21 protein-coding genes are annotated in these 25,484 nt (G+C 69.7%); 15 read left to right on the forward strand and 6 right to left on the reverse strand.

Annotated elements, in window-relative coordinates; all coding sequences use genetic code 11:
• Positions 1–7 precede the first annotated feature (7 nt).
• The 3 genes from KDK82_RS24440 to KDK82_RS24450 form a co-directional block, all read right to left on the reverse strand.
• Complete coding sequence (locus tag KDK82_RS24440) at positions 8–1,939, reverse strand: RecQ family ATP-dependent DNA helicase (RefSeq protein WP_179217971.1); 1,932 nt, start codon at positions 1,937–1,939, stop codon at positions 8–10.
• Positions 1,940–2,159: 220 nt separating this feature from the next.
• Positions 2,160–3,311: an acyl-CoA dehydrogenase family protein gene (locus KDK82_RS24445; protein WP_088166479.1), complete on the reverse strand. Its 1,152-nt coding sequence runs from the start codon at positions 3,309–3,311 to the stop codon at positions 2,160–2,162.
• Between the two features lie 10 nt (positions 3,312–3,321).
• Positions 3,322–4,563, reverse strand: coding sequence for a CaiB/BaiF CoA-transferase family protein (locus KDK82_RS24450; protein WP_013800041.1), 1,242 nt, complete (start codon positions 4,561–4,563; stop codon positions 3,322–3,324).
• A 94-nt stretch (positions 4,564–4,657) separates the two neighbouring features.
• On the opposite strand from KDK82_RS24450, the gene KDK82_RS24455 reads away from it, so the two are divergent.
• From KDK82_RS24455 to hutG, 13 genes are all read left to right on the forward strand, one after another.
• The gene (locus tag KDK82_RS24455; RefSeq protein ID WP_034397621.1) at positions 4,658–5,548 is read left to right on the forward strand and encodes a LysR substrate-binding domain-containing protein; all 891 of its coding nucleotides are present in this window, start codon (positions 4,658–4,660) and stop codon (positions 5,546–5,548) included.
• A gap of 274 nt (positions 5,549–5,822) precedes the next feature.
• Positions 5,823–6,797: an ABC transporter substrate-binding protein gene (locus KDK82_RS24460; RefSeq protein ID WP_013800043.1), complete on the forward strand. Its 975-nt coding sequence runs from the start codon at positions 5,823–5,825 to the stop codon at positions 6,795–6,797.
• Positions 6,798–6,860: 63 nt separating this feature from the next.
• Positions 6,861–7,700, forward strand: a complete 840-nt coding sequence (locus KDK82_RS24465; protein WP_088166480.1) for an ABC transporter permease — start codon at positions 6,861–6,863, stop codon at positions 7,698–7,700.
• A complete protein-coding gene (locus KDK82_RS24470) occupies positions 7,700–8,479 on the forward strand; it encodes an ABC transporter ATP-binding protein (RefSeq protein WP_012202086.1) in 780 nt (259 codons plus the stop codon). The genes KDK82_RS24465 and KDK82_RS24470 overlap by 1 nt, the downstream gene beginning before the upstream one ends.
• Positions 8,480–8,560: 81 nt before the next feature.
• Positions 8,561–9,277, forward strand: coding sequence for a histidine utilization repressor (gene hutC, locus KDK82_RS24475; RefSeq protein WP_034397623.1), 717 nt, complete (start codon positions 8,561–8,563; stop codon positions 9,275–9,277).
• Positions 9,278–9,390: 113 nt separating this feature from the next.
• Positions 9,391–10,962 carry a histidine ammonia-lyase gene (gene hutH / locus KDK82_RS24480; protein ID WP_088166481.1) on the forward strand — a complete coding sequence of 524 codons (1,572 nt, stop codon included), beginning with the start codon at positions 9,391–9,393 and terminating at the stop codon, positions 10,960–10,962.
• 39 nt (positions 10,963–11,001) lie between these two features.
• Entirely contained in the window at positions 11,002–12,735 is a 1,734-nt protein-coding gene (gene hutU, locus KDK82_RS24485) for a urocanate hydratase (protein WP_088166482.1), read from the forward strand.
• A gap of 23 nt (positions 12,736–12,758) precedes the next feature.
• On the forward strand, positions 12,759–13,319 hold the full coding sequence (locus KDK82_RS24490; RefSeq protein ID WP_088166685.1) for a HutD family protein: 561 nt from the start codon (positions 12,759–12,761) through the stop codon (positions 13,317–13,319).
• A gap of 30 nt (positions 13,320–13,349) precedes the next feature.
• On the forward strand, positions 13,350–14,645 hold the full coding sequence (hutI, locus tag KDK82_RS24495; RefSeq protein ID WP_043823309.1) for an imidazolonepropionase: 1,296 nt from the start codon (positions 13,350–13,352) through the stop codon (positions 14,643–14,645).
• Between the two features lie 10 nt (positions 14,646–14,655).
• Positions 14,656–16,044, forward strand: a complete 1,389-nt coding sequence (locus KDK82_RS24500; RefSeq protein ID WP_088166483.1) for an FAD-binding oxidoreductase — start codon at positions 14,656–14,658, stop codon at positions 16,042–16,044.
• On the forward strand, positions 16,041–17,186 hold the full coding sequence (locus tag KDK82_RS24505) for a histidinol-phosphate transaminase (protein WP_088166484.1): 1,146 nt from the start codon (positions 16,041–16,043) through the stop codon (positions 17,184–17,186). The genes KDK82_RS24500 and KDK82_RS24505 overlap by 4 nt, the downstream gene beginning before the upstream one ends.
• Positions 17,183–18,583, forward strand: a complete 1,401-nt coding sequence (locus KDK82_RS24510; protein WP_088166485.1) for a formimidoylglutamate deiminase — start codon at positions 17,183–17,185, stop codon at positions 18,581–18,583. Before KDK82_RS24505 ends, KDK82_RS24510 begins: the two co-directional genes overlap by 4 nt.
• Positions 18,584–18,639: 56 nt before the next feature.
• Entirely contained in the window at positions 18,640–19,464 is an 825-nt protein-coding gene (hutG, locus tag KDK82_RS24515; protein ID WP_088166486.1) for an N-formylglutamate deformylase, read from the forward strand.
• Here hutG and soxR read toward each other — a convergent pair whose 3' ends face one another.
• On the reverse strand, positions 19,465–19,968 hold the full coding sequence (gene soxR / locus KDK82_RS24520; RefSeq protein WP_088166487.1) for a redox-sensitive transcriptional activator SoxR: 504 nt from the start codon (positions 19,966–19,968) through the stop codon (positions 19,465–19,467).
• 223 nt (positions 19,969–20,191) lie between these two features.
• On the opposite strand from soxR, the gene KDK82_RS24525 reads away from it, so the two are divergent.
• Both KDK82_RS24525 and KDK82_RS24530 read left to right on the forward strand, forming a co-directional pair.
• Entirely contained in the window at positions 20,192–20,575 is a 384-nt protein-coding gene (locus tag KDK82_RS24525; protein WP_088166488.1) for a hypothetical protein, read from the forward strand.
• Between the two features lie 30 nt (positions 20,576–20,605).
• Positions 20,606–21,439 (forward strand): AraC family transcriptional regulator, encoded by an 834-nt coding sequence (locus tag KDK82_RS24530; RefSeq protein ID WP_034397632.1) that lies wholly within the window; start codon positions 20,606–20,608, stop codon positions 21,437–21,439.
• Positions 21,440–21,459: 20 nt separating this feature from the next.
• Here KDK82_RS24530 and KDK82_RS24535 read toward each other — a convergent pair whose 3' ends face one another.
• Together KDK82_RS24535 and KDK82_RS24540 are read right to left on the reverse strand one after the other, a co-directional pair.
• The gene (locus KDK82_RS24535; protein WP_088166489.1) at positions 21,460–23,436 is read right to left on the reverse strand and encodes a reverse transcriptase family protein; all 1,977 of its coding nucleotides are present in this window, start codon (positions 23,434–23,436) and stop codon (positions 21,460–21,462) included.
• Between the two features lie 307 nt (positions 23,437–23,743).
• Positions 23,744–25,471, reverse strand: a complete 1,728-nt coding sequence (locus tag KDK82_RS24540) for an SWIM zinc finger family protein (protein ID WP_088166490.1) — start codon at positions 25,469–25,471, stop codon at positions 23,744–23,746.
• Positions 25,472–25,484 lie beyond the last annotated feature (13 nt).

A 25,484-nucleotide genomic window follows, 5' to 3' on the forward strand; every position in this document is an offset into this window, starting at 1 on the left:
ACCTCACTCAACCCGTGGCCACCACCCGCAGCACCTCGGCGCCATAGGCGTCCAGCTTCTTGGCGCCCATGCCGCTGATGCCCTGCAGGTCGTCCAGCGATGCCGGGTTGCGTTCGGCAATGGCGGCCAGCGTGGCGTCGTGGAAGATCACATAGGCCGGCAGGTTGTGCTCGCGCGCGACCTCGGCGCGCCAGGCCTTGAGGTTGATGAAGCGCACCTGGGCATCGGGGCCCAGGCTGGCAGCGGCCGCGTTGGGCTGGGTGGCGCGCTTGGAGGTGCGCGTGCGTGGCGCGGCCACGGCCTCGCGCAGCTGCACGGGCACATTGCCGCGCAGCACGTCGCGCGAGCCATCGGCCAGGCACAGGGTGTCGAAGCTGTGGTCGCTGTTCTCGCTGGTGATCTTGTGCAGGCCCAGGGCGCCCGTGGCCAGCAGCTGGCGCATCACGCCGCGCAGCTGTGGCTCGCTGTAGTCCTTGCCCAGGCCGAAGGTGGAGATCTTGTCGTGGCCGTACTGGCGCACCTTCTCGGTGTCCTTGCCGCGCAGCACGTCCATGATGTGGCCCGCGCCAAAGGTCAGCTGGCTGGCCTCGTGCACGCGGTAGATGGTGGACAGCAGCTTGCGCGCGGCGTCCGTGCCATCCCACAGGGCCGGGGGCTCCATGCAGTTGTCGCAGTTGCCGCAGGCGGTCTTTGCCACGCGCTGCAGCGGCCTGCCTTCAAGGTCCGTCTCTGCGTCTTCTCCCGGTGCGCCCAGGCCGTACTGCTCTCCGAAGTAGGCCAGCAGCCGCACGCGGCGGCAGTCCGTGGCCTCGGCCAGGCCCAGCAGGGCATCGAGCTTGCCGCGCATGACCTGCTTGAAGGTGTCCTCGGCCGGGCTTTCGTCGATCATGCGGCGCTGGTTGACCACGTCGGACAGGCCGTAGGCCATCCAGGCATCGGCGGGCAGCCCGTCGCGGCCTGCGCGGCCGGTTTCCTGGTAGTAGCCCTCGATGTTCTTGGGCATGTCCACGTGGGCCACGAAGCGCACATCGGGCTTGTTGATGCCCATGCCGAAGGCGATGGTGGCGACGATGACGATGCCGTCCTCGCGCAGGAAGCGGTCCTGGTGCAGCTGGCGCGTCTCGAAGGGCAGGCCCGCGTGGTAGGGCAGGGCGGGCACGCCGGCCTGGCTCAGCGTCTGGGCCAGCTCCTCCACGCGCTTGCGCGACTGGCAATAGACCACGCCGGCCTCGCCCTCGTGCTCGCGCTCTATGAAGCGCAGCAGCTGGTTGCTGACGTCCTTCTTCTCGGCGATGCGGTAGCGGATGTTGGGGCGGTCGAAGCTGCTGACGAAGTGCCGCGCGCTCTCCAGCTGCAGCCGCTCGACGATGTCGGCGCGCGTGAGTGCATCGGCCGTGGCCGTGAGCGCAATGCGCGGCACGCCCGCATAGCGCTCGTGCAGCACGCTCAGCGCGCGGTACTCGGGCCGGAAGTCATGGCCCCACTGGCTCACGCAGTGCGCCTCGTCGATTGCGAACAGCGACAGCTTGCCCTGGGCGTGCAGGTCGTCGAGCAGGCCCAGGAAGCGCGGCGTGTTCAGGCGCTCGGGCGCGGCATACAGCAATGTGATGTCGCCGCTTTGCAGGCGCCATTCGACTTCCTGCGTCTCGTCATAGGACAGCGTGGAGTTCAGGTAGGCGGCGCTCACGCCGGCCTCGTGCAGCGCGCCCACCTGGTCGTGCATGAGCGCGATCAGCGGCGACACCACCACCGCCACGCCGTGGCCCTGCTGCTGGCGCACGATGGCCGGCACCTGGTAGCACAGGCTCTTGCCGCCGCCCGTGGGCATGAGCACCAGCGCATCGCCGCCGGCGACCACGTGCGAGACGATGGCTTCCTGCGGACCGCGGAATTGTTCGTAGCCGAACACGGCTTGCAGGACGGAATGCGCGGCGGACAACGGGGACTTCTTTCGGCAGAGGCGGCTGGCGCGGGAGGGAGCGGGATGCGGGCGCTTCCCGCAAAAAATGCGCTGCGGCCCGAAGGCCGCAACAGCCGCCATTTTGCGCCCCCTCGCAAGGTCCAGGGAAGACCTGGGGTTTGAGCCGCTCTGCATCAACGGCCTTTTCCGGGCGCGAGGGTGCCATTTTCAGATTTCTCCTAGCCACCCGCTGCTGCATTCAGCTGCCGCCCAGCACCCCGCGCGCAATGATGCTGCGCTGCACTTCGGACGAGCCTTCGTAGATGCGCAGGATGCGCGCATCGCGCACCAGGCGCTCCAGCGGCATCTCGCGCGTGTAGCCGTAGCCGCCGTGGATCTGCAGGGCTTCGTCGGTGACGAAGCCCACCATTTCCGAGGCATGCAGCTTGGCCATGGCCGAGTGCTGGGTGAAGGGCTGGCCGGCCTGGCGCAAGGCCAGGGCCTGCATCGTCAGCGCCCATGAAGCTTCCAGGCGCAGCTTCATGTCGGCCAGCTTCCACTGGATGCCCTGTTTCGTGGCCAGTGGCTCGCCGCCGACCAGGCGCTGATTGGCCCATTGCGCGGCGGCGGCCAGGGCGGCCTCGGCCACGCCCAGGGCGGTGGCCGCCACGTCCAGGCGGCTGTTGTCCAGCACCTTCATGGCCGTCTTGAAGCCCGTGCCCTCGGCGCCCAGCCGGTGGCTGGCGGGCACGCGCACGCCGTCCAGCGATACCTCGAAGGCATGGCCGCCGCGGATGCCCATGAGTTTTTCGGGCGCCGAGACCTGGATGCCGGGCAGATCGCGCGGCACGATGAAGGCGCTGACGCCGCGCGCGCCGGCCTCCATGTCGGTCTTGGCGAAGACCACCATGAAGCGTGCCTCGGCGGCGTTGGAGATGAAGTGCTTGACGCCCGTGATCAGATAGTCGTCCCCATCGCGCACGGCGCGCGTGCGCATGTCGGCCGGGTGGGAGCCGCCGCGCGGCTCGGTCAGCGCAAAGGCGGCCAGCCATTGGCCGCTGGCGCAGCGCGGCAGCCACTGCTGGCGCTGGGCGTCGTCGCCGCCGATGAGCACGGCGTCCGTGCCCAGGTAGTGGGCGCCGATCATGGACGAGGTGGCCGCGCAGGCGCGCGAGATGGCCACCAGGGACAGCAGCATGGCTGTGGGCGTGACGCCGGGGCCGCCCAGGGCCTCGGGCAGGTTCATGCCCATCACGCCCAGGCCCGATAGGCCCGGCACATGGCAGGTGGCGGACAGTGCCTCTTCGTCCATGCGCTGCGCCAGCGGGGCGAGTGCGTCGTCGGCAAATCGGGCCACGGCATCGGCAATGGCGTGGTCGTCGGCGGTGGTGCCCAGTCGTTGGAAGTTCATGGAGGTTCGCTCAATGTGATGGGGAAGAGGGGGCCGCGCCTGCAGTGCCCAGGGCACCGGATGCGCGCAGCGCGGCAATGGCTTCGGCGCCCCGGCCCAGCCACTGCGAGAGCAGGGCCTCGGTGTGCTCGCCCAGGGCCGGTGCGCGCTCGGCGCGGTTGGGTGCGGCGCCGCTGAAATGCACGGGCTGGGTGGGCAGGCGCAGGCCGGGCAGGCGCTCGTCCTGCACCGCGCCGAGCAGGCCGCGCGCCTGGCTTTGGGGCGACTCCAGCGCCTGGGCAATGTTCCAGATGGGGGCGGCGGGCACGCCGGCTGCATCCAGCGCGGCCACCACCTGAGCCACTTCATGCCGGCCGGCCCAGGCCTCGATGGCCGCGCGCAGCGCGGGTTCGTGGGCCGAGCGTGATTCATCGCTGGCAAAGCGCGGGTCGCCGGCCAGGCTGCCCAGTTCCATGGCCTGCAGGGCGGCGGCGAACAGCTTGTTGTTGAGCACCGCCAGCGCGAAGTGGCCGTCGCCTGCGCGGTACACGCCGAACGGCGCGGACAGCGGATGGCGGTTGCCTACGCGGCGCGCGGGCCGGCCCGTGAACAGGTAGCGCGCCACCGAGGTGGCCAGAAAGCTCAGCGTGGTGTCGAACATGGCCACGTCCACCTGCTGGCCCTGCCCGGTGGCGCGCGCCTGCAGCAGCGCGGCCAGCGTGGCCCAGGAGGCGAACAGGCCGGCCACCACGTCGCTGACGGCCTCGCCCACGACGGTGGGCGCGCCATCGGGCTCGCCCGTGGCCTCCATGAGGCCGCTCATGGCCTGCACGATGATGTCGTAGGCCGGCCGGTGGGCCAGCGGCCCGGTCTGGCCGAAGCCCGAGACGCTGACATAGACCAGGCGCGGATTGAGCGCCCGCAACTGGCTTGCGCCTATGCCCAGGCGCTCGGCCACGCCGGGCCGGAAGTTCTCCACCACCACGTCGGCCTGGGCCGCCATCTCGTGGACCAGGGCCACGGCCTCGGGGTGCTTGAGGTCCAGCACCAGGCTTTGCTTGTTGCGGTTCATCACCGTGAACAGCGCGCTTTCGCCGTTGTTCATGGGGCCGATGGCGCGGTAGTCGTCGCCCTGCGGCGGCTCGATCTTGACGACCTCGGCGCCCAGGTCGGCCAGCAGGGCCGTGGACAGCGGCCCGGCCAGCACGCGCGTGAAGTCGAGAATGCGCACGCCGTCCAGCGGGCGGGCGGTGAGGGGGGTGGACTCGGTCATGGGGGCAGCCTTGGACGGGTGGTCTATGGCTGCATGCTGGCGCGTGATTGAATCAATGGAAAATATTCATTCCTGATTCACTGCATTCAAAAAGATGATCCAAATCAGCCTGCGCCAGCTGGAGTATTTCGTGGCCGCCGCACGCCATGGCAGCACGGCGCGCGCGGCCGAGGCCATCGGCGTGTCCCAGCCGTCCATCTCCAAGGCGATTGCCGACCTGGAGGCGCTGTGGGGCGAGGCACTGTTCGTGCGCCGCCATGCCAGGGGGCTGGATCTCACGGCGGCGGGCGCGGTGCGCAGCCGCGAGGCCCAGGCGCTGCTGGACGGCGCACGCAGCCTGCAGGGGCCGCGCACGGCGGCGATGGCGGGCGTGCTGCGCCTGGGCTTTCTGAGCACGCTGGGCGCGCGCTGGGTGCCTGCCCTGCTGGCGCAGATGCAGCGCCTGCACCCCGGCATTGCGCTGGAGCTGGTGGAGGGCGATATCGCCTCGCTCACGCAGCAGGTGGAGCGCGGCGAGCTCGATGCGGCCCTGCAGTACGACACGGGCCTGGCGCGTCCCCGCATGGAGCTGCTGCCCGTGGCGGCGCTGCCGCCCTATGTGCTGCTGCCGCAGCGCCATGCGCTGGCGGCCAGGACCAGCGTGGGGCTGGCCGAGGTGGCCCGCTACCCGCTGGTGCTGATCAACCTGCCGCACAGCCGCGAGTATTTCCTGTCGCTGTTCCGCGAGGCCGGCGTGACGCCGCTGGTGGCCCATGAGTTCGCCTCCATCGAAATGCTGCGCTCCATGGTGGCCAATGGCCACGGCCTGAGCGTGCTGACCACGCGGCCGGTGGTGGACCGCGCCCACGATGGCCAGCGCCTGGCCTGCCGCCGCATCCGGGGCCGCGTGGCCCCCCAGGGCGTGGTGCTGGCCGTGCCGGCGGGCAATGCCTCGCCGCTGATTGCACCGTTCTTGAAGGTGGCGCGTGCCGTGATTGCACCGTAGCGGCGCGCAGCCCCGTGGCATGCACCACGGTGGTGAGCTGTTACCCGGGATTTTCCCCAGGTTGTATGGACAAGCTTGGTTGGCACGGCATTTGCTGTTGCTCTCCGTGTTGATCGCAGGTAGATGCAGGATGCTCGCTCCATCACCGGTTTGCCGGGTAATCCTGTATATACATGTCCGGTCGGCAAAAACACACTTCGGGCTCCCGCACTGGTCTGCCTGCGGACCCCGAAACTGCCATCGCCAACTTGCTTTCCCGACCGAGGAGTGCCACATGAGTTCGATCCCCACGTTCCGCCGCCTGCCCCTGGGGCCGCTGGCCGCCGCCCTCTGCCTTGCCGCCGCACTGCAGCCCGCTGCAGCGCAGGAGACCAAGATCACCCTGGGCATGTCGGGCTGGACCGGCTTCGCGCCGCTGACCCTGGCCGACAAGGCCGGCATCTTCAAGAAGAACGGCCTGGCGGTGGACCTGAAGATGATTCCGCAGAAGGACCGCCACCTGGCCCTGGCCTCGGGCGCCATCCAGTGCGCGGCCACCACCATCGAGACGCATGTGGCCTGGAACACGAACGGCGTGCCCATCGTGCAGATCTTCCAGATGGACAAGTCCTATGGCGCCGACGGCATCGCCGTGCGCAATGACGTCAAGGGCTTCGCCGACCTCAAGGGCAAGACGGTGGCCGTGAGCGCGCCGGGAACGGCGCCGTACTTCGGCCTGGCCTGGATGCTGCACAAGAACGGCATGACCATGAAGGATGTGAAGACCGTCTCGCTGGAGCCCCAGCCCGCGGCCCAGGCCTTCGTGGCCGGCCAGAACGATGCGGCCATGAGCTACGAGCCCTACCTGTCCACCATCCGCGCCAACCCGGCGGCGGGCAAGATCCTGGCCACCACCATCGACTACCCCATGGTCATGGACACCGTGGGCTGCGATCCCAAGTGGCTCAAGGCCAACGCCGCCGCCGCCAAGGCCCTGGCCCAGTCGTATTTCGATGCGGTGGCCATGATCGAGGCCGACAAGACCAAATCCTTCGAGATCATGGGCACGGCCGTCAAGCAAAGCGGCGAGCAGTTCGGCAAGTCGGCCTCCTACCTCAAGTGGTCCGACAAGGAGGCCAACCAGAAATTCTTCGCCAACGAGCTGGTGCCGTTCATGAAGGAATCGGCCGTGATCCTCAAGGAGGCCGGCATCATCCGCTCCATCCCCGAGAACTATGGCGTGATGTACGACGCCAGCTTCATCCAGTAAGCCCGTCAGGGGATGACCATGCAAGCCGCATCCACTTCCGCACTCCAGCCGGCTAACAAGCCCATGACCCACGCCACATCGCACGCTCCCGCGCCCGCCGCAGCGCCAGCCCCCGTCCGCCGCCGCCGCATGGCGCCGCTGGAGCCCGTCAGCCCCACGGCCAAGTGGGTGCTGGGTGTGGCCTTCTTCGTGCTGTTCTTTCTCGTCTGGGCGGCTGTGACGCTGGGCGGCTTCGTCTCCCCGACCTTCCTGGCCAGCCCCATGACCATGGCGCGCGAGGGCGTGCTGCTGTTCACCGAGTACGGCTTCCTGCACGACATCGGCATGACGGTCTGGCGCGTGATGGGCGGCTTCATCCTGGCCTCGGTCGTGGCCGTGCCCCTGGGCATTGCCATGGGCGCCTGGAAGCCGGTCGAGGCCTTCTTCGAGCCCTTCGTGTCGTTCTGCCGCTACCTGCCGGCCTCGGCCTTCATCCCGCTGCTGATCCTGTGGGCCGGCGTGGGCGAGACGCAGAAGCTGCTGGTCATCTTCATCGGCTCGGTGTTCCAGATCACGCTGATGGTGGCCGTCACCGTGGGCGGCGCGCGCAAGGACCTGGTGGAGGCCGCCTACACGCTGGGCGCCTCCAACACCGGCGTGGTGCGCCGCGTGCTGATCCCGGGCGCCGCGCCCGGCATTGCCGAGACGCTGCGCCTGGTGCTGGGCTGGGCCTGGACCTATGTGATCGTGGCCGAGCTGATCGGCTCGTCCTCGGGCATCGGCCACATGATCACCGACAGCCAGGCGCTGCTGAACACGGGCCAGATCATCTTCGGCATCATCGTGATCGGCCTCATCGGCCTGGTGTCCGATTTCATCTTCAAGACCGTCAACCGTCGCATGTTCGAGTGGAGCACCCTGTGATGAATCTGCTGTCCATTCAAGGTGTTTCGCGCACCTTCACCAGCCACAAGGGCACGAGCACGCAGGCCTTGCTGCCTGTGGATTTCGAGGTCCGCGAGAACGACTTCGTCACCATCCTCGGCCCCTCGGGCTGCGGCAAGTCCACCATGCTGCGCATTGCGGCGGGGCTGGATTTCCCGACCACGGGCCAGGTGCTGCTGGACGGCCGCGCCGTGGACGGGCCAGGCGCCGACCGGGGCATGGTGTTCCAGAGCTACACGCTGTTCCCCTGGCTGACCGTGGCCCAGAACATCCGCTTCGGCCTGCGCGAGAAGGGCGTGAGCGAGGCGCTGCAAAAGGAGCGCAGCGACTACTTCATCGCCAAGGTGGGGCTGCGCGGCTTCGAGAACCACTTTCCCAAGCAGCTGTCGGGCGGCATGCAGCAGCGCACGGCCATTGCGCGCGCGCTGGCCAATGATCCCAAGATCCTGCTCATGGACGAGCCCTTCGGCGCACTCGACAACCAGACCCGCGTGCTCATGCAGGAGCTGCTGCTGGGCATCTGGGAGGCCGAGCGCAAGACCGTGATGTTCGTCACCCACGACATCGACGAGGCCATCTTCATGGCCAACCGCGTGGCCGTGTTCAGCGCGCGCCCGGGCCGCATCAAGGCCGATATTCCCGTGAACCTGCCGCATCCGCGCCACTACACGGTCAAGACCTCGCCCGAGTTCATGGAGCTGAAAGCCCGGCTGACCGAAGAGATTCGCGCAGAGTCGCTGGCCGCTGCTGCACACTGACGCTTTTCCATGACCACTGCCCACACCATGTCTTCGCGTTCCACGGCTTCCCGACTTTCCGCAACGACGGCGGAGGTGCCCATGGCCCTGTACCAGCAGGTCAAGGACCACGTGCTGCGCAAGATCGCCGATGGCTCGCTGTCGGCCGGCGAGCGCGTGCCGTCCGAGCAGGAGCTGGTGCAGGAGTTCGGCGTGGCCCGCATGACGGCCAACCGCGCTCTGCGCGAGCTGGCCGAGCAGGGCGTGATCGTGCGCGTGGCCGGCGTGGGCTCCTTCGTGGCCGAGGAAAAGCCGCAGTCCACGCTGCTGCGCATCGCCAACATCGCCGAGGAGATCCGCCAGCGCGGCCATGACCACCGCTTCGAGCTGATCAGCGTGCGCCGAGAGTCGGCCTCGCCCGAGGCGGCGGCTTCGCTGCAGCTGTCTGCGGGCAGCTCGGTGTTCCACCTGCAGGGCGTGCATTTCGAGAACGACGTGCCCGTGCAGCTGGAAGACCGCCATGTGAACCCGCGCATGGCGCCGGACTTCATGGAGCAGGACTTCTCGCTGATCCAGCCTTCGGTGTATCTGGTGCGCAACGTGCCCTTCGACCAGATCGAGCATGTGGTGGACGCCATGCTGCCCACGCCCGAGCAGGCGCGCTGGCTGCAGATGGACGCCGACCAGCCCTGCCTGACGCTGACGCGCCGCACCTGGTACCTGGGCACGCCCGTGACCTGGGTGCACTGCGTGCATCCGGGCATGCGCTACCGGCTGGGCAGCCGCTTTCGCACCGACGGCGGATCGCACGACGGCTGAGGCCTGAAAGGCGGGGTTCCCGCTCTTGCGCTGTTCCGCTTCGATTGATATTGTATAGACAGGCATAGACATCCATCCCGGCACACCCTCCCAGACACCGACAGGGCATCACCATGAACACCATCACGACTCCCGGCCTCACCTCCCGTCCCGGCACCGCGCTGACGCTGCAGCCCGGCCAGGTCAGCCTGGCCCAGCTGCGGGCCATCCAGCAGGGCGGCGTGCGCCTGTCCATGGCGGCGCCCGCCTACGAGCGCATGCGCGCCGCCCAGGCCCATGTGCAGCACATCGTGGATGAGGACCAGGTCGTCTATGGCATCAACACCGGCTTCGGCAAGCTGGCCTCCACCAAGATCGCCCATGACCGCCTGGCAGAGCTGCAGCGCAACCTGGTGCTGTCGCACAGCGTGGGCACGGGCGATCCGCTGCCCGACGCCGTGGTGCGCCTGGTGCTGGCCACCAAGGCCGTGAGCCTGGCGCGCGGCCACTCGGGCGTGCGCCCCGAGCTGGTCGATGCGCTGCTGGCCCTGGCCAACGCCGACGTGCTGCCCGTGATTCCCGCCAAGGGCTCGGTGGGCGCCTCGGGCGACCTGGCGCCGCTGTCGCACCTGGCCTGCGTGCTGATCGGCGAAGGGCAGGCCAAGATCGACGGACAGGTGGTGTCCGGCACCGAGGCCATGCGCCACGTGGGCCTGGAGCCCTTCGTGCTCGGCCCCAAGGAAGGGCTGGCCCTGCTCAACGGCACCCAGGTGTCCACGGCCCTGGCCCTGGTGGGCCTGTTCCAGGGAGAGAGCGTGTTCGCGGCCGGCCTGGTGGCGGGCTGCCTGACGCTGGAGGCCATCAAGGGCTCGGTCAAGCCGTTTGACGCCCGCATCCATGAGGCGCGCGGCCAGCTTGGCCAGATCGCCGTGGCCGCCGCCGTGCGCGAACTGCTGGACGGCAGCGCCATCGACACCTCGCACCCCCACTGCGGCCGCGTGCAGGACCCGTACTCCATCCGCTGCGTGCCCCAGGTGATGGGCGCCTGCCTGGACAACCTCAGCCATGCGGCCCGCGTGCTGGTGATCGAGGCCAACGCCGCCTCGGACAACCCGCTGGTCTTCGACAACGGCGACGTGATCTCGGGCGGCAACTTCCACGCCGAGCCCGTGGCCTTCGCGGCCGACATCATCGCCCTGGCTCTGGCCGAGATCGGCGCCATCTCCGAGCGCCGCATGGCCCTGCTGCTGGACACCGGCCTGTCGGGCCTGCCGGCCTTTCTGATCGCCGACAGCGGCGTGAACTCGGGCTTCATGATCGCCCAGGTCACGGCCGCCGCCCTGGCTGCCGAGAACCAGTGCCTGGCCCATCCCAGCAGCGTCACCAGCCTGCCCACCTCGGCCAACCAGGAAGACCATGTCTCCATGGCCACCTACGGCGCGCGGCGCCTGGGCGAGATGGCGCGCAACACCGCCGTCATCGTGGGCGTGGAAGCCATGGCCGCCGCCCAGGGCATGGACTTCGACCGCAGCCTGAACAGCTCCGAACTGATCGAGGCGCAGTACGCGCTGATCCGCAGCCAGGTTCCGCACCTGGACCGTGACCGCTACCTGGCACCCGACATCGAAACCATGCGCCAGTGGGCGCTTGCCACGGACTGGCCACAGGCCATCGTCCGCCACCTGCCCAGCCACCAGGCTGCCTGAACCCCGCAACCGCTCACCCCCCGCATCCAGGAGATCGCCATGAACGCCAACGACGCCATCCTCAACGCCAACGCTGCCACGGCTGCCACCAATCCCCGCTATGACGCCAGCCGCGTCATCCGCGCCCCGCGCGGCAGCGAACTGCACTGCAAGAACTGGCTGGCCGAGGCCGCCTACCGCATGCTGCAGAACAACCTGGACCCCGACGTGGCCGAGAACCCCAAGGCCCTGGTGGTCTACGGCGGCATCAGCCGCGCGGCGCGCAACTGGGAGTGCTATGACCAGATCCTGGAGTCGCTCAAGAAGCTGGAGGCCGACGAGTCGCTGCTGATCCAGTCGGGCAAGCCCGTGGGCGTGTTCAAGACGCACGAGAACGCACCGCGCGTGCTGCTGGCCAACTCCAACCTCGTGCCCCAGTGGGCCAACTGGGAGCACTTCAACGAGCTCGACCAGAAGGGACTGTTCATGTACGGCCAGATGACGGCCGGCAGCTGGATCTACATCGGCGCCCAGGGCATCGTGCAGGGCACGTTCGAGACCTTCGTCGAGGCCGGCCGCCAGCACTACAACAATGACCTCACGGGCAAGTGGATCCTCACGGCGGGCCTGGGCGGCATGGGCGGCGCCCAGCCCCTGGCCGGCGTGCTGGCCGGCGCCTGCGTGCTGGCCATCGAATGCCAGCAAAGCAGCATCGACTTCCGCCTGCGCACGCGCTACCTGGACAAGCAGGCGCGCGACATCGACCACGCGCTGGAGCTCATCGCCCAGCACACGGCTGCGGGCGAGGCCATCTCCATCGGCCTGCTGGGCAATGCCGCCGAAATCCTGCCCGAGCTGGTGCGCCGCGCAAAGGCCGGCGGCGCCCGTCCTGACATCGTGACCGACCAGACCTCGGCCCATGACCTGATCAACGGCTACCTGCCCGTGGGCTGGACCGTGGACGAGTGGCGTGCCGCCGCCGCCGACCCGTCGCGCCATGCCCAGCTCAAGGCCGCCGCCGCCCAGGGCTGCGCCCAGCACGTGCAGGCCATGCTGGACTTCCAGGCCATGGGCATTCCCACGGTGGACTACGGCAACAACATCCGCCAGGTGGCCCTGGACCAGGGCGTGAAGAACGCCTTCGACTTCCCCGGCTTCGTGCCCGCCTACATCCGGCCGCTGTTCTGCGAGGGCAAGGGCCCGTTCCGCTGGGTGGCCCTGTCCGGCGACCCCGAGGACATCTACAAGACCGACGCCAAGATCAAGGAACTGTTCCCCGACAACAAGCACACCCACCGCTGGCTGGACATGGCGCGCGAGCGCATCAGCTTCCAGGGCCTGCCCGCGCGCATCTGCTGGCTGGGCCTGGGCGAGCGCCACAAGGCGGCCCTGGCCTTCAACGAGATGGTGAAGAACGGCGAACTCAAGGCCCCCATCGTGATCGGCCGCGACCACCTGGACTGCGGCTCGGTGGCCAGCCCCAACCGCGAGACCGAATCCATGAAGGACGGCACGGACGCCGTCAGCGACTGGCCGCTGCTCAACGCCCTGCTCAACACCGCAGGCGGCGCCACCTGGGTCAGCCTGCACCACGGCGGCGGCGTGGGCATGGGCTACTCCCAGCATGCGGGCGTGGTCATCGTGGCCGATGGCACGGACGAGGCCGCCGCCCGCCTGGGCCGCGTGCTCTGGAACGATCCGGCCACCGGCGTGATGCGCCATGCGGATGCGGGCTACGACATTGCCGTGGCTGCGGCCAAGCGCCACCAGCTGAACCTGCCCATGGTCAAGTGAGCCGCTTGCAGGACACCACGGCCATGCAGCGTTTCGACCTGAACCAGATCGCCGCCAGCCCCTGGAAGAACGGGGGCGGCAGCACGCGCGAGATCGCCTGCTGGCCGCCCGGGGCCGGCATGGAGGCCTTTGGCTGGCGCATCAGCGTGGCCACCATTGACCAGCCCGGCCCGTTCTCGGCCTTTGCGGACGTGGACCGGCAGATCATGCTGCTCGATGGCGACGGCGTGCACCTGCGCGGCGAAGGCATCGACCATGTGCTGGACGCGCGCTGGCAGCCGTTTGCTTTCTCCGGCGATGTGGCGCTGGGCTGCTCGCTGCTGGGCGGCACTTCCACCGACTTCAACGTGATGGCGCGGCGCGGCCGGTGGCGGGCGCAGGTCCAGGTGCTGGACAGCGCTGCCGACGCCGGCCGCGCCGACGCCGGCCTGTGCATGGTGCTGCAGGGCGACTGGCAGGCGGATGGCGCTGCGCTCATCCCCGGCCAGGGCCTGTGGTGGAGCGCGCAGCAGCCTGACCCGCAGCAGCTGGTGCCGCAGACCGACGACGCGCGGCTGGTGCAGGTGCTGCTGCAAGCCTGCTGACGACCCACGACATCCAAGGAATCACCCGCCATGACCGAGCCCCACGCACCCGCTTCTGCATCCGCTTCCGCACTCGCTCCATCCTCTTCGGCCGACGGCTGCTGGCAGAACCTGCGCCTGGCGCCTGACATGTTCGAGGCCGGCCAGGCCGTGGGTGACGGGGAGGATGCCTGCATCGTGGTGCAGCAGGGCCGCGTGGCCTGGGTGGGGCCGCAGCAGGCCCTGCCGCCCGCATATGCGTCCCTGCCGCGCCATGACGGCCAGGGCATGCTGGCCACGCCGGGCCTGGTCGATTGCCACACCCACCTGGTCTATGGCGGCGAGCGCGCCAACGAATTCGCCATGCGCCTGGACGGCGCCAGCTACGAGGAAGTGGCACGCGCCGGCGGCGGCATCGTCTCCAGCGTGCGTGCCACGCGCGAGGCCAGCGAGGACGAGCTGTTCGCCCAGGCCCTGCCGCGCCTGCAGCAGCTGCTGGACGAAGGCGTCTGCGCCATCGAGATCAAGTCGGGCTACGGCCTGGCGCTGGAGCACGAGCGCAAGCAGCTGCGCGTGGCCCGGCGCCTGGGCCAGGCCCTGGGCGTGACCGTGCGCACCACCTTCCTGGGCGCGCATGCGCTGCCGCCCGAGTACGCAGGGCGCAGCCAGGACTACATCGACTTGGTCGCCGGCACCATGCTGCCCGCGCTGGCGGCCGAGGGCCTGGTCGATGCGGTCGATGTGTTCTGCGAGCGCATCGCCTTCTCGCTGGCCGAGACCGAGCAGGTCTTCCAGGCCGCACGCCGCCTGGGCCTGCCCGTCAAGCTGCATGCCGAGCAGCTGTCGAACATGGAGGGGGCGGCCCTCGCGGCCCGCTATGGCGCGCTGTCGTGCGACCACATCGAGCACCTGTCCGAATCCGGCATCGCCGCCATGCGCGGCGCGGGTTCCGTGGCCGTGCTGCTGCCCGGCGCCTACTACACGCTGCGTGACACCCACATGCCGCCCATCGCGGGCCTGCGCGCCGCGGGCGTTCCCATGGCCGTCTCTACCGATCACAATCCGGGCACCTCCCCCTGCCTGAGCCTTTTGCTCATGGCCAACATGGCCTGCACCCTGTTCCGGCTCACCGTGCCCGAGGCCCTGGCGGGCATCACCCGCCATGCCGCGCGCGCCCTGGGCCTGCAGGATGAGCATGGCCTGATCGCGGCCGGCCGTCCCGCCCACTTCGTGCTCTGGCCCGTGCGCCATGCGGCCGAGCTGGCCTACTGGTTCGGCAACCGGCCGGACTGCACCATCGTGCGCCAGGGCCGCATCGTGCGGACCCGCAGGCAGGGGAGCCACTGAAAGCCTGCTCATGCCCCATGCACTGTTTCTCGATGAATTGATTTCCACCCTGGGCGCCGAAGTGGCGCAGCGCGGCGACGATGTGCCCGCGCGCTACCACACCGACTGGAGCGGCACGCCGCCCCAGCGCCCGCTGGCCCTGGTGCGCCCGCGCAGCACCGACGAGGTCAGCGCGCTCATGCGCCTGTGCACGGCCCACCGCGTGCCTGTCGTGCCCCAGGGCGGGCTCACGGGCCTGGCCGGTGCGGCCGTGCCCGTGGCGGGTGCCGTGGCCGTCTCCATGGAGCGAATGAACGCCATCGAGGACGTGAACGCGCGCACCGCGCTGATGACCGTGCAGGCCGGCGCCACGCTGCAGGCCGTGCAGGAGGCGGCCGTGGCCGCAGGCATGGTCTTCGGCGTGGACCTGGGCGCGCGCGGCAGCTGCCAGATCGGCGGCAACGTGGCCACCAATGCGGGCGGCAACGGCGTGCTGCAGCACGGCATGATGCGCGAGCAGGTGCTGGGCCTGGAGGTGGTGCTGGCCGACGGCACGGTGCTGCCCATGCTGCGCCCCATGCTCAAGAACAACACGGGCTACGACCTCAAGCAGTTCTTCATCGGCTCGGAGGGCACGCTGGGCATCGTCACGCGCGTGCTGCTGCGCCTGCGCCCCGCGCCCCAGGCCCGCGCCACGGCCCTGGTGGCCGTGCCGGACTTCGATGCGGCGCTGTCCGTGCTCTCGCGCATGCAATCGCGCTTTGGCAATGGCGTGGCGGCCTTCGAGCTGATGTGGGACAGCTTCATCCAGGCCTCCATCCGCTGGCAGAAGCTGCAGCCGCCCTTTGGCCAAGCGCATGCGCTGCTGGCCCTGATCGATGTGGACGGCAAGGACGAGGCCACGCTGCGCGCCGACGTGGAAGAGGCCCTGGGCGAGGCCATGGAGGCCGGCGAGGTGGCCGATGCCGTCATCGCCCAGTCCGTGGCCCAGGCGCGCCAGCTGTGGAAGCTGCGCGAGGCGCCGGCCGAGCTCAACACGAACATGCATCCGCCCGTCAACTTCGACGTCAGCCTGCCCCAGGCCGACATCGGCCGCTTCGCCGATGCCTGCCGCGCCGCGTTCGACGCGCGCTGGCCCGGCCACCACACGCTGTTCTTCGGCCATGTGGGCGACGGCAACCTGCATGTCTCGGTGGACGGTGCCACCGCCAACGGCGACTGCGAAGGCGTCGAGGCCGCGCTGTACCACCTGGTCGGCGAGTTCGGCGGCAGCGTCTCGGCCGAGCACGGCATCGGCCTGCACAAGAAGCCCTATCTCGGCGCCAGCCGCACGCCGGCCGAACTGGCCGTGATGCGCGCCATCAAGCAGGCGCTGGACCCCCTGCATCTGTTCAACCCCGGCAAGGTATTCGACCTATGAACGCTCCCGCCCTCCACGCGATCCACACCCTGGCACGCCCCGAAGTGCCGCCGCTGCCGCCCTACAACGCAGGCCTGTCCTCCGAGGCCGTGCGGGCGCGCTACGGCGTCACCGAGATCGCGCGGCTGGCGAGCAACGAGAACCCCTTTGGCGCCAGCCCCGCCGTGGCCCGCGCCCTGGCCGACCTGGCCCTGCATGTGGGCACCTATCCCGATGCGCAATGCACGGCGCTGCGCGCGGCCATCGCGGCGCGCACTGGCGTGCCGGCCGAGGCCATTGCCGTGGGCAACGGTTCCGAGGACATCCTGCAGATGCTGTGCCAGGCGTTTCTCTCGCCCGGCGACCGCGTGCTCACCCAGCGCCCGGCCTTCGGCCTGCACGAGATCTACCCGCGCATGATGGGCGCCCGCGTCGAGCTGCTGGAGCTGACGCCCGCGCTGGACTTCGATGTCGCTGCCTGGTGCCAGGCGCTGGCGCGCGGCCCCAAGATCGCCATGCTGGCCAATCCCTCCAATCCCGTGGGCTGCATGTTCAGCGCCGGGGATTTCGCGCGCCTGCTGGACGCCACGCCGCCGCAGACCCTGCTGGTGGTGGACGAGGCCTACTACGAGTACGCCCTGCACGCCGACGGCTACCCCGACGTGCTGGCCCTGCTGCGCGGCCGCGCCATGCCCTGGATCGTGCTGCGCACCTTCTCCAAGGCCTGGGGCCTGGCCGGCCTGCGCGTGGGCTACGGCCTGGCCAGCGACGCGGCCCTGGTGCAACTGCTGGACCGCGTGCGCACGCCCTTCAACGTCAACCAGGCGGCCCAGGCGGCGGCGCTGGCGGCCTGGGGCGACGAGGACTTCATGCAGCGCGGCGTGGCCGAGACCGTGCGCCTGCGCGATGTGCTGGCGCAGCGGCTGGCCGCCCTGCCTGCCCTGCCCGCACTTCGGATAGCGCCTTCGGCCGCCAACTTCCTGTTCATCGACATCGGCCGCCCCAACGGCCCCGTGAACGAGGCGCTGCTGGCCCGGGGCCTGATCGTCAAGCCCTGGAAGGAGCCGGGCTTCGAGCACTTCATCCGCGTCTCCGTGGGCACGGAGGCCGACAACGAACGCTTCGTGCGCGCGCTGGCCGAGATCCTGGAGGCCGTGCAATGAGCGGCATCGACCCGACACCCGACAGCCGCACGCTGTTCGCCGAGCATGCGCTGCTGCCCACGGGCTGGGCGCGCAATGTACTGCTGCGCTGGGATGAAGCAGGAACCCTGCAGGCCGTACAGGCCGACGCCCAGCCCGGCAGCGCGCCGCGCGCGCCCGGCCCCGTGCTGCCGGGCATGCCCAACCTGCACTCGCATGCCTTCCAGCGCGCCTTTGCAGGCCTGACCGAATACCGCGCCGAGGCCCAGGACAGCTTCTGGAGCTGGCGCGACCTCATGTACCGCTTTGCCGCGCGCATCACGCCCGAGTCGCTGGAGGCCATCGCCACCTGGCTGTACGTGGAGATGCTGGAGGCCGGCTACACCTCGGTCTGCGAATTCCACTATGTGCACCACGACCGGGATGGCCGGCCCTATGCCGACGACGCCACGCTGTCCCTGGCCCTGCTGCGCGCCGCGCGCAAGGCCGGCATGGGCATCACCCTGCTGCCCGTGCTCTACCAGACCAGCGGCTTCGGCGGCAAGCCGCCACGCGCCGACCAGGCGCGCTTCATCCGCAGCACCGACAACATGCTGGCCCTGCTGCAGCGCCTGCTGCCCGAGGCGCGCGCACAAGGCGCGGCCCTGGGTCTGGCGCCGCACTCGCTGCGCGCCGTGCCGCCCGACAGCCTGCGCGTGGCCGTGGAGGGCCTGACGGCGCTGGACGCGCGCGCGCCCATCCACATCCACATTGCCGAGCAGACCCAGGAAGTGGACGACTGCCTGGCCTGGAGCGGCCAGCGCCCCGTGCAATGGCTGCTGGAGCATGCCCCCGTGGACGCGCGCTGGTGCCTGGTCCACGCCACCCACATGACGCCCGGTGAATACGCGGGCGCCGCGCGCAGCGGCGCCGTGGCCGGCATCTGCCCCACCACCGAGGCCAACCTGGGCGATGGCATCTTCGACATGCCGCAATGGCTGGGCCACGGCGGCGCCTGGGGCGTGGGCTCGGACAGCCATGCCTGCGTCAACGCGGCCGAGGAACTGCTGATGCTCGAATACAGCCAGCGCCTGTCGCTGCGCCAGCGCAATGTGCTGGCAGGCCCCGACCCGCAGGTGGGCACCGCGCTGTGGACCGCCGCCGTGCAGGGCGGTGCCCAGGCCGCAGGCCGCCCCGTGGCCGGGCTGGCCGTGGGCCAGCAGGCCGACTTCCTGGCGCTGGATGCAGACCATGTGGCGCTGGCCGGCCTGCCGGTGCAGGCCATGGTCTCGGCCCATGTCTTCGGCAGCCACCGCAGCAGCGCGCTGCACAGCCTCTGGGTGGGGGGCGAACGCCGTGTGCAGGGGGGCCGCCATGCCCTGCACGAGGCGGCGGCCCGCGGTTTTGTCGCAGCGCGCACGGCCACCCTGCAATCCTGAGGCCCCCGCATGCCACGGGCCCGCAAAACCCGCCAGAAACGTTCCAGAATCACACCATGACCGATACCGCTCCCCCTCCCTTCGTCTTCCACCAGGGCACGGCGCCGCTGCTAATCTCCATGCCGCATGCGGGCACCCATGTGCCGCCCGACATCGCCGCGCGCCTGACCGAGGAAGCCCGCCACGTGCCCGACACCGACTGGCACCTGCCGCGCCTGTACGAGTTCGCCAAGGCCATGGGTGCCTCCATCCTCGTGGCCACGCATTCGCGCTATGTGGTGGACCTGAACCGTCCGCCCGATGGCGCCAGCCTCTACCCGGGCCAGAGCGTCACCGGCCTGTGCCCCGTGGACACCTTCGACGACACGCCGCTGTACGCCGACCCGGCCGATGTGCCCGCGGACGCCGAAATCGCCGCGCGCCGCGAGGCCATCTGGGGCCCGTACCACGCACAGCTGCGCGCCGAGCTGGACCGCCTCAAGGCCGTGCACGGCACCGTGGCGCTGTGGGACGCGCACTCCATCCGCTCGGTGCTGCCGCGTTTCTTCGAAGGCAAGCTGCCCGACCTGAACCTGGGCACCGGCAAGGGCACGAGCTGCGCGCTGGAGCTGGCCGAGCATCTGCTGGCCATTGCGCAGACCGCGCCGGGCCACACCGCCATACTCAACGGCCGCTTCACGGGCGGCTACATCACGCGCCACTATGGCCAGCCCGAGGCCGGCATCCACGCCGTGCAGCTGGAGATGACGCAGTGCAGCTACATGCAGGAAGCCCTGCCCTTCGACTACCTGCCCGAGCGCGCCGAACAGATCCAGCCCACGCTGCAGCGCATGCTGCAGGCGGTGCTGGACTTCGTCACGACACGGCGGCGCGTGTCCTGATCAGCCTTCGTCGTGGCAGTGGCCCGGGCAGGGCCCGCCCATGGCCACGGGCGGCGGGTCGCCCAGCCAGCGGCGCGGCCCGGGGCCGTTCTGTGCGCACAGGTCGCCGGGGTTGTGCAGCACGCAGTGGCGCAGCGACAGGCAACCGCAGCCAATGCATTGGTCCAGGCTCTCGCTGAGCCGCTGCAGCTCGCCTATGCGGTCGTCCAGCCGCTGCTTCCAGACCCGCGACATCTTCTGCCAGTCCCCGCCCGTGGGGACATGGCGGCTGGGCAGCTTGGCCAGCTGCACGGCGATCTCCTCCAGCGTGAAGCCGATGCGCTGGGCGAACACCACGAAGGCGATGCGCCGCAGCGACGAGCGGTGGTAGCGCCGGTGGCCGCTGGCGCTGCGCACGGACTCGATCAGGTTCAGCGACTCGTAAAAGCGCAGCGCCGAGGCCTTGACCCCGCTGCGCTGCGCCACGTCGCCGATGCTGAGCAGCGGATCATCCTCGGTTTTCATGGTGGCTTTCCTTTGTGGCTTGACTTCAAGTTCACTTGAACTCGAAGAATGCGGCCATTCTGAGCGAAAGCGCAGGAACAGGGCAACCGGGTCTGTACCGCCCATGCGAGCGTCCTGGCCGGACTGCGAAATTCTTTGGCTGAGTGCTGCAATGACGCAGCTGCCGTTCATTCATACAGTAATGGGTCTCATTTGTATTGAATGGCATCGGCCGGAGGTTTCCATGTACATCGACAGCAGCAGCTTTCCCCTGGTCCGCATGGGCTACGAGCGCGACAAGGCCGTGCCCGTGGACCGCTTGCTGGAGGACTTCTCGGCCCTGCTGGCCCGCGGCCAGGCCTTTGTCTTCTTCAGCGACGGCGACATGGCCCAGGAGGAGCGCTCACCTGAGGAGCGCAAGCAGGTCGTGCTGTGGATGAAGGCCCGCCGCCTCGAGCTCAAAAGCCTGGTGCGCGCCCTGGTCCACGCCGAGCCCGATGCGCAAAAGCGCGCCGAGGCCGAGGCCTTCGCACAGATGTTCGGCAAGGCCTGGGGCTATCCCATGCTGCTGGTGGCCTCCCTCGAGGAGGCGCAGCAGCGTGCACGGGAGCTGCTCGGGTCCGATTGATGACCGATGACATGAACTGAGAGAAACACCATGAATGCCGTGGATTCCGCCCTGCTCAAAGTCCTGCCCGAGAGATGGGACCCCGACCATGTGGACCGTCCCGTGATCGTCCTGCCCATGCGGTCGGGCCCCGGCGACTGGGGGATGAACTTCCATGCCCACCGCAAGAGCCAGCTCATGGTCACCCATGCGGGGCTCATCACGCTGGAGACCGATGCGGGCGTCTGCGTGGTGCCGCCGCGCAGCGCCGCCTGGATTCCGGGCGGCACGCTGCACCGCGTCAGCTGCAGCGGTGCGGCCAGCGGCTACGTGGTCTTTGTCGAGGCAGGGGCCGTGCGCCCCGTGCCCGGACCCTGCCATGCGCTGGCCGTCTCGCCCTTTCTCAGTGCGCTGCTGGACCGCGTGCAGGGCCTGCCGCAGGACTACGAGCCCGACAGCGGCGATGGCCGGCTCATGCAGGTGCTGCTCGACGAGATCCAGGCGGCGCAGCCCGAAGGACTGCACCTGCCCCTGCCGCACGACCGGCGCCTGCGCCGCATGACCAACGCCCTGTGCGAGCAGCCGCAGCTGCAGGCACGGCTGGCCGACTGGGCCCAGCGCATCGGCATGAGCGAACGCAGCATGACGCGGCTGTTCCTGGCCGAGACCGGGCTTACGGTCAACCAGTGGCGCCGCCAGCTGCATGTGCTCACCGCACTGCAAAAGCTGTCCGAGGGGCTGCGCATACAGACCGTGGCAGATGCCCTGGGCTACGAGAGCGCACCCGCCTTCGTGACCATGTTCCGCAAGGCGGTGGGCACCTCGCCGCGCCGCTTCCTGGCGCTGCGCAGCGCACCCGTGGCGGGCGGGGCAGCAGGCCTCTGAGGCCTGCGGCCCCGTGAACATCACGACAGCCGCAGCCCCAGGCCCAGCAGCACGGCCACCACCATCGCAGCGGCAAAGACATCCCAGCGCCGTATGCGCCGGTAGCGCAGGAGCAGGACCAGCACGATGCCGATCAGCGTGATCAGGCGCGCCTGGAACACCGTGCCCAGCAAGAAGCAGATCACGATCTGCGCCCAGTAGGTCAGCAGGCCGGGCATCGGCGATGGGCCGGGTGCCTGGGCGTCGGGGCTCGGCGCCTGTGCGGGCTGCTGCTGCGGCGTGTCCACGGCCGGCCGTGCGGCCGCAGCTGCCTGGGCGCGTGCGGCCTCGCGCTCCTGCAGCCGCTGTTCGCGCCGCTGCTGGTCGGTCTTCTCGATCACGGGTGCCGCCGGCTCGGCCGGCTGCCACCACGTCTTGCCGCTGGCCAGCGCAGGCGCCTGCCCGCTGGCGGCCAGACGCCGGAACTGTGCGCTTGCGGGCGGCTGCGCACGCGCCGCCGCGCGGTCCTGCCGGCTGGCTTGTAGCAGGGCATCGTTGGCGCGGTCGATGGGGCTGCGCGTGAGCTGGCGGGCCTGGCCCAGCAGCGGGCCGCCCTGCACGGGGTCGACCTGGTACACGAACTGCGCCAGTCCCAGCAATTGCGAGGGCTGGGCTGCTTGCCCCTGCCAGTGCGCCGGCTTGCCGGCGCTGGCCTGCGTGGCGCGGTGCAGGGCGGCGCGCAGGCGCCTGCGCGTCTCGCGCGATACGCCGGGCTTGTCCGCGTTCACCACCAGCCCCGTGACCTCCTGGCGGCGGCCCTTGCGCATCACGCGCTCTTTGTCGGGGTGGGGCGTGAAGCCTTCGTCGCGCAGTATCCAGCGCACGCGGCCCAGCAGCCGGCCCACGTTGTCGCGCGCGGCCTCGCCCGAGGCGGAGAAGGTCAGGTCGTCCGCATAGCGCGTGTACACAAAGCCCAGCTGCCTGGCCAGGCCCAGCAGGCGGCGGTCCAGGCGGCGGCACAGCAGGTTGGTGAGCATGGGGCTGGTGGGCGCGCCCTGGGGCAGCACGCGCTCGCGCGCCTTGCCGCCGACGAAGAGCTTCTCGCCATCCACCTGCCAGGCCTGGGCGCGGTTTTCGCTGCACAGCAGGGCCAGGAGGGTGGCCATGGCCTCGCCATAGCCCAGATGACGGAACACGCCCTTGATGCGGCCGAAGTCAATGCTGGGAAAGAAGTCCTTCACGTCCAGGTTGATGACCACGTCGTGGCCCGCATGCGGCGCGGCATTGCTCACGATGGAGCGGCCGGCCAGGAAGCCGTGCGCGGCATCGTGCGCGGGCACCTTGGCGAGGATGTTGTCCAGCACCCAGTACTGCGCGCGCTTGAGGCGCGGCATGGGCGCGGAGATCAGCCGCTCGCCGCCGGTCTTCTTGGGCAGGGTGAACGAGTGGTAGTGGTGGGTGCGGGCCACCTCGCGGTGAAAGCCCAGGAAACGCAGCTCGGCCACGGTGATGCCCATGGCATCGGCCAGCTGCGCCGCATCGGCAAGTTCCGGCAGGCCATGCCGGGCCAGCCTTTGCGGGTCGGCCTGCCGGCGTTCCCCGGCAGCAGGCGGTGCCTCACCGGCCTGCGGCCCCTGCAGGGCAGCGGAGACGCCGGGGCCCAGATAGCCCACGTGCGTGGCCCGCTTCGCATGCCAGGCCAGCGCCTTGTCGTGGCGCTCCTGGGCCTGGCGGCGTTTGGTTTCCTCGCGCTGGGCCAGCGCCTTTTGCATGCGCTCCTTGCGCATCTGGCGCAGTGCGCGCTCGGGGTTCTGGCGCACGGCGATCTGCTGGCGCAGCTCGGCCAGCTCGCGCTGCAGCTCGCCCTCGCGCTGGATGTGGGCTGCGGCCAGCTGCGGCTGCCCCTCGCCCTTGGGCCAGAAGCCCAGGCGCTGCATCTCGTCGAGGATGACTTCCTGTTTGCTGGAGGCCTTGATGCGCTCGTAGATCTCGGCGCGTGTGGGTTGCGGCTGGCTCATGCGGCCACCCCGGCAAGGCGGGCCCGGCCGCCGTGCGGCGGGCAAAGAAATGGAGCGACGCGCTTCTCGTCGAAGAGCCCGCAGGGCTCACGGGACGGGAGCTGTTCGCTCGACGCCACCCCGCGACGGTATGCGTGTTTCGCTTGTGGCAAGCCACTCAGGAAAACGCATACCGTCGCTGGGGTGGCACAGTGAAAACGGCGCCCGTGGTGCATGAAACGGCAGTTCACAAGGGTGGCGAAACACCACCCGGATTGCAAGAGCCTGCGCGTCGCTCCGCGTGGCAGTGTAGAGCAATTGAAGCGGTTCACGCGATTTCTCCTTGTCCTGCGGCCTTCATCTGCGGGCCGGTCGGCTGGCGGGCGGCATCGAGCTGGGGCTGCGCCACCAGGCGCAGCGCAATCATGTGCTCGCAGGGCCCCTGGCGCAGCCGGTACTGCTGGTAGTGGTTGCAGCTGCAGCGCGCATCGGTCAGGCGTTCGTCGGCATCGAGTTCGAGCTGGGTGTCGAACATGCGCTTGCCGTCGGCGCGCGGGATCTGGCCGGTGATGCGGCTGAACCCGTCCTTGCGGTCGATGCGCGGCGGGGCAATGGCCTTGCCGCGCACCAGGGCCAGCGCCTTGTCTTGCTCTGGGTTGGCGGGCTGCAATTGCTGCACCGTCAGCGGCTCGCGCAGCAGTTCGCGCCAGGCGTAGCGCCCGGCGTCCAGGTCGTAGACCGCACGCCCGGCCTGCATCCAGCGTGTCATGGCCGTGTGCACCTGGGCCGGGGCCAGGCCCGTGGCCTGGGCCAGATCCTGCGCGCTGGCCTGCCAGCACGACTGCAGCTGCCGGCCCACGGCCTCGACCTGGGCGGGCGTGACCTCGGCCTGCGGCGCCATCAGGTGAAAGCGCGCGCTGGCGGCCCAGTCGTTGGCGCTCCAGCCCGACAGGCCCAGCGTGACCGTGACCAGGCCCAGCTCGATCACCCAGAAGCTGGGCATCCCGCTGCCCAGCAGGTGCACGCGCACGCGCGTGGCCTGGGAGATCAGCCGCTCCAGCGTGAGCAGGCGGCGGCGCCCCCACAGGCGGATGGTGCCGCCGCCCGTGCCCATGGCATCGCTGACGATGTGCGAGCGCCGGGTGGCCAGGCGTTCCTCCCAGGGCTCGAACACCACGGTGGGCGGCTGTCCCGGCGCCAGCTCGAAGCGCAGCGCGCGCGGGCCATGGCGCTCGCGCCGGGCACGCAGACGCGCGCAGATGTTGAACAGGTCCATGGGGTGCAGCTCCAGCACGGTGGCAGGCAGGGCCATGGCGCTGGAGACCTGCACGAAGCCGCGCAGCCAGCTGTCGGGCAGGTCGATCTTTTCCTCGCGCAGCGCGGGGTCGCCGCCCACCTGCACGGCAAAGCCGGCCGGGTCCAGCGTCAGCCGCGTGTCCCGGTAGTTGCGGATCTTTTGGAATTCTTCGTAGAGGCTGGCCGAGTAATCGATGTTGGTGGTGCCGCAGATGCGCTCGTCCGCATGCTCGAAGGCCTCGTGCCGGATGCTGACCGCGCAGTAGCTCGACTCGTCCTGGCTGAAGGCCTCGAACAGCAGCCGGTCCGGGTGCACGGTGATCACGGGGTCCAGCACATACCAGGCATCGCGGTTGGCCACGAACAGCCAGTCGAAGTACTTGCGCTGGGCCTTGTAGAAGGGGGAGAGCACCTGGTTGCGGGTCTCGCGCAGGTCCTTGAGTTCGGCGCTGATTTCCTTGGCGCGCGCCTGGGCGCCGCCGGTGTCGGCCATGAAGGTGGCGAGCATTTGCGCTTCGTGCTCCTGCAGCCATTCGCGGTAGGCCGTCTTGTCGCGGCCGCGCGTGCGCAGGTCGCTGACCACCACGCTGTGCAGCGCGGACAGCCCTTCGCGCACCTGCAGGTAGGCCGGGCCGTCGCGCCTGAGCAGGCCGTCGAAGCGTGTGGGTGGGCGCAGCAGGTCGGGCGCGAAGGAGAAGGCCTGCTCGGCCGCCGTGTCGTTGACCTGCGTGCTGCCGTAGTACTGATAGCGAAATTCCATGTCCGATCGACTC

The organism is Delftia sp. K82, assembly GCF_002193035.1.
Taxonomy (GTDB): domain Bacteria; phylum Pseudomonadota; class Gammaproteobacteria; order Burkholderiales; family Burkholderiaceae_C; genus Comamonas; species Comamonas acidovorans.

Coding starts and splice junctions, on each gene's coding strand:
- KDK82_RS24445 (WP_088166479.1), bottom strand. CDS start 3,311: ATGAACTTCCAACGACTGGGCACCACCGCCGACGACCACGCCATTGCC.
- KDK82_RS24450 (WP_013800041.1), bottom strand. CDS start 4,563: ATGACCGAGTCCACCCCCCTCACCGCCCGCCCGCTGGACGGCGTGCGC.
- KDK82_RS24455 (WP_034397621.1), top strand. CDS start 4,658: ATGATCCAAATCAGCCTGCGCCAGCTGGAGTATTTCGTGGCCGCCGCA.
- KDK82_RS24460 (WP_013800043.1), top strand. CDS start 5,823: ATGAGTTCGATCCCCACGTTCCGCCGCCTGCCCCTGGGGCCGCTGGCC.
- KDK82_RS24465 (WP_088166480.1), top strand. CDS start 6,861: ATGACCCACGCCACATCGCACGCTCCCGCGCCCGCCGCAGCGCCAGCC.
- KDK82_RS24470 (WP_012202086.1), top strand. CDS start 7,700: ATGAATCTGCTGTCCATTCAAGGTGTTTCGCGCACCTTCACCAGCCAC.
- hutC (WP_034397623.1), top strand. CDS start 8,561: ATGGCCCTGTACCAGCAGGTCAAGGACCACGTGCTGCGCAAGATCGCC.
- hutH (WP_088166481.1), top strand. CDS start 9,391: ATGAACACCATCACGACTCCCGGCCTCACCTCCCGTCCCGGCACCGCG.
- hutU (WP_088166482.1), top strand. CDS start 11,002: ATGAACGCCAACGACGCCATCCTCAACGCCAACGCTGCCACGGCTGCC.
- KDK82_RS24490 (WP_088166685.1), top strand. CDS start 12,759: ATGCAGCGTTTCGACCTGAACCAGATCGCCGCCAGCCCCTGGAAGAAC.
- hutI (WP_043823309.1), top strand. CDS start 13,350: ATGACCGAGCCCCACGCACCCGCTTCTGCATCCGCTTCCGCACTCGCT.
- KDK82_RS24500 (WP_088166483.1), top strand. CDS start 14,656: ATGCCCCATGCACTGTTTCTCGATGAATTGATTTCCACCCTGGGCGCC.
- KDK82_RS24505 (WP_088166484.1), top strand. CDS start 16,041: ATGAACGCTCCCGCCCTCCACGCGATCCACACCCTGGCACGCCCCGAA.
- KDK82_RS24510 (WP_088166485.1), top strand. CDS start 17,183: ATGAGCGGCATCGACCCGACACCCGACAGCCGCACGCTGTTCGCCGAG.
- hutG (WP_088166486.1), top strand. CDS start 18,640: ATGACCGATACCGCTCCCCCTCCCTTCGTCTTCCACCAGGGCACGGCG.
- soxR (WP_088166487.1), bottom strand. CDS start 19,968: ATGAAAACCGAGGATGATCCGCTGCTCAGCATCGGCGACGTGGCGCAG.
- KDK82_RS24525 (WP_088166488.1), top strand. CDS start 20,192: ATGTACATCGACAGCAGCAGCTTTCCCCTGGTCCGCATGGGCTACGAG.
- KDK82_RS24530 (WP_034397632.1), top strand. CDS start 20,606: ATGAATGCCGTGGATTCCGCCCTGCTCAAAGTCCTGCCCGAGAGATGG.
- KDK82_RS24535 (WP_088166489.1), bottom strand. CDS start 23,436: ATGAGCCAGCCGCAACCCACACGCGCCGAGATCTACGAGCGCATCAAG.
- KDK82_RS24540 (WP_088166490.1), bottom strand. CDS start 25,471: ATGGAATTTCGCTATCAGTACTACGGCAGCACGCAGGTCAACGACACG.